Origin of the sequence: Chitinivorax sp. B (genome assembly GCF_005503445.1) — a bacterium.
Classification (GTDB): Bacteria; Pseudomonadota; Gammaproteobacteria; order Burkholderiales; family SCOH01; genus Chitinivorax.
On the sequence record NZ_SCOH01000092.1, the window covers coordinates 1 to 5,733 of the forward strand.

Here is a 5,733-nt window from a genome sequence, read left to right on the forward strand (position 1 = left end):
ACACCATCTTGCCAATGCCGACGGGGCATACCCCCGTCATGACACCGTGACTGCTCAGCGCTCCCTTAAACTCTCACTGCCGTACTCCATCAACGGGCTCAGGAAGTACTCGATCAAGCGGCGTTGTCCGGTCTTGATCTCCACACTCACCGCCATCCCCGGGCTCAAGTTGACTTCCTTGCTTTCCAGCTTGATCCGGGTCTGATCCAACCGGATCCGGGCATGGTAGCGCAGCCCGTACTTTTCATCGGCAATGGCATCGTCCGACACCGTCAGTACCTTGCCCTTCAGGGTGCCGTACTTGGTGTAGTTGAAGGTCTCGATCTTGACGGTGGCGGGTTGATCGGCATAGACGAAACCGATGTCCTTGTTGTCCACCCAGGCCTCGATCTCCAGTGGATTGTCCTTGGGCACGATCACCATCAGTGGCTGGGCTTCGGTCACTACCCCACCGACCGTGTGCACCGCCAGTTGCTGGACCGTACCTGCCACCGGGGCGGTCAGGGTACGCAGCTGGGCGCGGTTGCCGGTTTTGATCAGCTCTTCCTGCAGGGCGGCGCCTTGTTGTTCGGCCGCGGTCAGTTCGGTCAGCAGGGTTTTGCGGAACTCAGCCGTCAACGACACGCGCTGCTTCTGATTTTCGGCAATGGCCGCCTGCAGTTCACGGAGCTTGCTACGGGCCGAGGCCAGGTCTTTCTCCCGTTCGATCCGGGCTTGCTCTTGCTCCAGATAGCCATGTTTGGACACGAAATGCTGATCGACCAGCTTGCGATAGTCCTCGGCCCGCTGGGTGGCGATCGGCAGGGTCTGCTCCAGCTTGCTGACCAGCGCTCGCGTGCTGTCCTGTTCGGCCTGGCGTCTACTCAGGTCGGCTGCCAGGGTGGCCAGCCGGGCCTGGTATTCGGCATATTGGCTTTGCATCAGGCGCTGGGCATTGTCGAGCGCCTCCTGAGGAATCTCCGCTTGGGTGGGGAGCGCCGACAGGGTGCCACGATCGAGGGCATCCAGCAGGTGGCGGGTACGGCGGGTCTGCAGCTGGGCATCCTGCCAGGCCTTACGGGTTTTATCATGCTCGGCACCGGTCTCGGTGGTGTCCAGTTCGATCAGGGTCTGGCCGGCAGTGACCGACTGGCCTTCACTCACCAGGATGCGCTGAATACGGGCGGTTTCCAGTGGCTGAATGACTTTGACCCGATCGCTGGGCACGATCTTGCCTTGCGCCACCGCCACGATATCCATCTTGCCGAAGCAGGCCCACAACAGACTGATCACGAACAGTGTCATCAAGGTATAGGCGGTCCAGCGTGGGATGGGCGACGGCGGGGTGTCCTGCAATTCCAAGGCGGCGGGCAGGAACTGGGCTTCATGGGGGAGTCGGGCCTGCGGCGCCAACTCGTCACGGACGACCCAGGCGGCTTGCCAGACGGCCGCATAGCGCTTCAGGAGCTCCCGCCAGGCTTGCAGGCGGGGAGAGGCTGTGAACATGGTGGGTCTCCGTTAATGTTGCTGCAAAGCATGCAGGTAAGCGTAATAGCCCTCGGGTTGGCCCATCAGCTCATCATGCGAGCCTTGCTCGACGATCTGGCCACGATCCATGGCGATGATGCGGTGGGCATCCCGTACGGCCGACAGGCGGTGGGCAATGATCAGTACGGTGCGCCCTTGCACAATGTGCTGCATGTTCTGCTGGATGATGCGTTCCGATTCGTAATCCAGTGCACTGGTGGCTTCGTCAAAGATCAGGATGCGCGGGTTGGTGACCAGTGCTCGGGCAATGGCAATCCGCTGCCGCTGGCCGCCAGACAGGGTCGCGCCGTGCTCGCCGACCATGGTGTCGTAACCTTCCGGCAATTCCACGATGAAGTCATGGGCGCCGGCCTGCTTGGCCGCCTCCATCACCGCGTCCATCGGCATGCCGGGGTCGGCCAGGGCAATGTTGTCGCGAATGGTGCGGTTGAACAGCATGTTGTCCTGCAAGACCACGCCGATCTGCCGACGTAACCAGGCCGGATCGGCCAAGGCCAGATCCACCCCATCCACTAGCACCCGGCCGCGTTCCGGCACATACAGGCGCTGCACCAGTTTGGTGAGCGTGGATTTGCCGGACCCGGAGCGGCCGACAATGCCGATCACCTCCCCTGCCTGGACGGTCAGGGACACCCCACGCAGGATTTCTGCGCCATCCGGGCGATAGCGGAAACCGACCTGGTCGAACTCGATCTCCCCTTGAATGGTCGGCAGTTGCGCACGATGGGCACTGGGGACTTCGGTGCGGGTATTGAGAATGTCGCCCAGCCGGGCCACCGAGATGCCGGTCTGCTGGAAATCCTGCCACAGCTGTGCCAGGCGCATCACCGGGGCTGCCACCCGGCCGGCCAGCATATTGAAGGCAATCAACTGGCCGACCGACAACTGGCCCTCGATCACCAGTCTGGCACCGAACCACAGGGTCAGCACCGTCACCAGCTTGTTGATCAACGCCACCCCCTGGCTACCCAGGTTGGCCAAGGCGGTGACCCGGAACCCAGCGCTGACGTAGGCCGCCAGCTGATTGTCCCAATGTCGGGTCATCTGGGGTTCCACCGCCATCGCCTTGACCGTTTGAATGCCATTCACCGACTCGACCAGGAAGGCCTGGTTCTCGGCGCCCCGATTGAATTTCTCATTCAGACGGTGGCGCAGGATGGGGGTGATGAAGGCGGAAATCAGGAAATAGCCCGGCAGGCTGAGTACCACGATCAAGGTCAGCCACAGGCTGTAGTAGGCCATCACCGCCAGGAAGACGACCGAGAACAGCAGATCCAGCACCGCCGTCAGCGCCTGGCCGGTCAGGAAGTTGCGGATGTGCTCCAGTTCGCGCACCCGCGCCACGGAATCGCCCACTCGCCGCGCTTCGAAGTACGCCAGTGGCAGCGCTAATAAGTGACGGAACAGCCGTGCACCCAGTTCGACATCGATGCGGTTGGTGGTATGCGCAAACAAGTAGGTGCGCAGCCCGGTCAGCAGGATTTCGAACAGCGAAATCACCAACAAACCAAAGCAAATCACATCCAGCGTGGTCAAGCCACGGTGCACCAGCACCTTGTCCATCACCACCTGGAAGAACAGCGGCGACACCAGCGCAAACAGCTGCAGGAACAACGACATCAACAGCACTTCACCCAGCAGCTTGCGGTACTTGACCACGGCGGGGATAAACCAGCTGAAGTCGAAGCGGGCCATTTCCCCGGCCAATGCGGCCCGGCTGGTGAACAGCATCAATCCACCCTGCCAGCGGGCGGCCAGTTCGGCCTGGTTGAGAATCTGCGGTCGCCCCACGTGCGGATCTTGAATCAGTACCTGGTCGCCCTCCACCCGGGCGATGATGAAAAAGCCACCGGCAGCCGCTTCCGCGATGGCGGGCAGCGGTGTGGTAGACAGGCGACTGGCCTGGGTCACCACCCGTTTGGCTTTCAGCCCCAATTGCTTGGCGGCCAACAGGATCTGCGGTACCCCAAACAATTGCGAGGGGGCACAGAACTGATGCTGTAACTGCGCGGGTTCGGCCGCCAGCTGATGAAACCGTGCCAGCATCACCAGACAGACCAGGCCGGTATCGACTGCCGGCGGGTCTTGGGAAGCATCTTGAGATTCGGAATCCATGTTTTACCAATACAAAAACAACCACCCCACACAGGATGTGTGGGGTGGCAAGCGTACAAACAAGCCTTAATTTATTGATTTAATACATTACTTCACGTTTTACCAGCGAAGCATGGTGGTGGTATCCCCCGCATGATGGCGCCAGTTCCCTGGTGTGGCTGCCAGCATGGATTGCGGGGTGTCCCCACTCAGACTCGACGACGAGGCCGCGGCACTGGTGGGGCTGAATGACGCCATGGCTTCCACCAGCCGGGCAGTCTGTCGATCCAGCGTGCCGGCATCGGCCCGGCGGACCATGGCTGCTGGCGGGGTGCTCAGCAACGCATCGACCTGGGTGTTCAGGATGGTCTGATTGTCTGCCGTCTTGATCTGTTCGATCTGATGCTGTGTGCCCAGGAACCAGTGCTTCACCGTGACTTGGTCGGTAGTGCGCTTGATGCCGATCACCAAATCATTGTTGGTCTTGCTGAAGGTCAACTGGTCGCGGGTCAGTCCGGCACCGAACTGGATCACGTCGCGGTTGCCGACAGTGGCGTCGTTCTCCTGCAGGGTATCGGCACCAAAGCCACTGTTGAAGCGGTAGGTGTCGTTACCCAGGCCCCCCAGCAGGTAGTCGTTGTTGGCGCCACCGTCCAGGGTGTCGTTGCCAGCGCCACCATCCAGCATGTCTGCATCGGTGGACCCGATGATGGACTGGTTGCCGGCCTGACCTGCCAGCACGGTACCGAAACGACTGTCATTCGGCAGGTCAACATACACGGGTGACCCGACGGGATCCGGGTTGGTCAGTTTGAATACTTCAAACAGTTTGGCTGCGGTCAGTTCGCCGCCACTGGCAAAACGAATGGTCTTGACCGCTTGATCGCCACCCAGGAAGAAGTCGCGCAACGTCACCTGATCGGTGCTGTTGGCGACCTTCAGGGTCAGATCATTACCGGATTTCATCAGGCCACGGCTCACCTCGTTGAAGGCAATGCCTTCGAACAACAACACATCCGTGCCACCCCCGAGGTTGTCGATCACGTCCTGGCCATCACCTTTGGCGAACACATAGGTGTCGTCGCCACGCCCGCCCAACAGCAGGTCATTTGCAGCCCCACCGCGTAACGTGTCGTTGCCGTTGCCCCCGTCGAGTTGATCGTTACCGGCTTCACCTTGCAGGCTGTCATGACCGTTCAAACCGACCAAGCGGTCGCGCTGAGCGGTACCCGTCAATGTTTCAGCCGTGTCAGTACCGGTTTTCTGGGAATCGAATGCCGACGTAGTCGCCGGGACGGGTAACTTAAACGCACTAAAGATAGCTTGGGCTGTCAGCTGGCCACCATCATCAAACGCGATGGTTTCCAGCAAATGCTCGCCACCTTGGAAGAAGCGCTTGAGGGTGACCTGATCGCTGGTACCGGCGATCTTGAGCACCAGATCGTCGCCACTGCGGCCCAGGTTGCTGGCAACATCGTTGAACTTCACGCCATTGCTGAAGCGCAGGGTGTCGTGGCCGTTGCCACTGTTGTCAATCACATCCTGACCCTCGCTCCGAGCAAAACGGTAAGTATCGTCACCGCTGCCGCCGATCAGCGTGTCGTTGCCGGCCTTGCCGCTGAGGTCGTCATTGCCGGCCCCGCCCAGCAGCACATCCGCATCCGCCGTGCCGACCAGCGTGTCGTTGCCACCGGGTGTGGGAGTAGGTACCGGGGTCGGCGTCGGTGTCGGAACAGGAGTAGGCGTCGGTGTCGGGGTAGGTGTCGGGACCGGGGTGGTGACGGCACGCTGAATCTCGGCAGCGGTCAACACGCCATCTTTAACCTGAATCGAATGAAGCGCCGTGGCGGCCCCGGCAAAGTGATTGACGACACGCACGGACTGTCCGGCTTGTCCGTTGACGGCAACCAGCAGATCCTTGCCTGCCTGTTTGAAGCCCAGCGCTGCTCTGGTCAAGTCGGTGAAGGCCAGTACATCCGCCCCGCTGCCAGTTTCGACCACGTCGGTGCCAAAATTGCCGGCGAAGACATACCGGTCGTCGCCCAGACCGCCTTTCAGCGTGTCGTTACCAACGCCACCGTCCAGGGTGTCGTTGCCAGCCCCGCCATCCAG

General features: G+C 61.1%; 3 protein-coding genes. All 3 read right to left on the minus strand.

What is annotated here, in order from left to right; genetic code table 11:
* Positions 1-54: 54 nt before the first annotated feature.
* The gene (locus FFS57_RS24155) at positions 55-1,485 is read right to left on the minus strand and encodes an HlyD family type I secretion periplasmic adaptor subunit (protein ID WP_137940390.1); all 1,431 of its coding nucleotides are present in this window, start codon (positions 1,483-1,485) and stop codon (positions 55-57) included.
* Positions 1,486-1,497: 12 nt separating this feature from the next.
* A complete protein-coding gene (locus tag FFS57_RS24160) occupies positions 1,498-3,642 on the minus strand; it encodes a type I secretion system permease/ATPase (protein WP_137940391.1) in 2,145 nt (714 codons plus the stop codon).
* A gap of 99 nt (positions 3,643-3,741) precedes the next feature.
* Positions 3,742-5,733, minus strand: a 1,992-nt coding sequence (locus FFS57_RS24165; RefSeq protein WP_283204931.1) for a calcium-binding protein, incomplete at its 5' end; no start/stop codon positions are given.